At 46.8% G+C, this 931-nt stretch carries 3 protein-coding genes; 1 reads left to right on the forward strand and 2 read right to left on the reverse strand.

All coding sequences use genetic code 11. The features are described 5' to 3' along the window. Positions 1-342, forward strand: a 342-nt coding sequence (locus AC1DUA_RS39165; RefSeq protein WP_477504810.1) for a hypothetical protein, incomplete at its 5' end; no start/stop codon positions are given. Between the two features lie 20 nt (positions 343-362). Here the strand turns inward: AC1DUA_RS39165 and AC1DUA_RS39170 are convergent. Together AC1DUA_RS39170 and AC1DUA_RS39175 are read right to left on the reverse strand one after the other, a co-directional pair. Beyond that, positions 363-632: a hypothetical protein gene (locus AC1DUA_RS39170; RefSeq protein ID WP_477504811.1), complete on the reverse strand. Its 270-nt coding sequence runs from the start codon at positions 630-632 to the stop codon at positions 363-365. An 18-nt stretch (positions 633-650) separates the two neighbouring features. Beyond that, positions 651-893 (reverse strand): spore germination protein, encoded by a 243-nt coding sequence (locus AC1DUA_RS39175; protein ID WP_477504812.1) that lies wholly within the window; start codon positions 891-893, stop codon positions 651-653. Positions 894-931: the final 38 nt, after the last annotated feature.

The raw sequence follows: 931 nt of genomic DNA on the forward strand, positions 1-931 counted from the left end.
TCCTTCATGTCACCGACTTTTATCATCGGCTCGATCCGAATCGGATCCGTTGAAAGTGCATCCTGCATCAATATGGGCAACAATTGGCCAACCGATTTCCAGAGCAATCAGAAGACTGTACAAGGCTTTGGCGCTGTAGAAGGCGATAACAATCAGTTAGTTGGAACACGCTCCATGCTCAACGACTCCGACTTCCTCGACATGCTCAATGTCGGCGATAATGAAACACCTGATTGGCTTCAGGAGATGATTACTGCACAGGCGGAAGCCTCCGGCTACACCGCAACTCCAGGTGCCAAAAAGCCGGAAGAGGTCGTTAGCACATCGCAAACGCCGGACTGAAGGCGCATTGAAGCTGCCTTTTAGACCCGGCCAATAACGAGATCCCCTTTGGTGTAAGGCGCGTCGATGATGTCATTATCATGAACCGTGTTAATATTATTCACCACATAATTGTTCTCGCCACTTACTTCACCAAGGCCGGAATTTGCCTTCCCGCTTGTTGTCCAGTACACTTGTGTATTCGTACCGATAAAGATGCCAGAAGCATCCGATATCGCATTCACATGGATAGAGTCAAACTGAATGAGCGGCGGTTCAAGAGGAATGGCGGAAAGAGCTGCTCTCTGCATGTGACCCACCTCACTCTATTAGACTTGATTCGTAACAGCAGGTTTGAAATCCTGATCATTAATTGGGGCATCAATAAAGTCATTATCAAAGATTAAATTCACGATATTGCAAGAAATCGAATTGCCGATGAACTCACCGGTTCCGTAATTGTTCTTACTGTGCGAATCCCAGCTCGACTGTGCATTCTCACCGATCCCGATGGTAGCATTGGTATTCTGATTGTTGATATTGATCATGTTAAAAACGATGGAACTCGGCATAGTGCTCACTCCTATCATGGGTTGACAAGGCTATGGGA

This window comes from Paenibacillus sp. 01T422, assembly GCF_056398785.1.

What these genes read in the sequence shown, in the direction of transcription:
- AC1DUA_RS39170 (WP_477504811.1), bottom strand. Translation starts at nt 632, where the DNA reads ATGCAGAGAGCAGCTCTTTCCGCCATTCCTCTTGAACCGCCGCTCATT.
- AC1DUA_RS39175 (WP_477504812.1), bottom strand. Translation starts at nt 893, where the DNA reads ATGCCGAGTTCCATCGTTTTTAACATGATCAATATCAACAATCAGAAT.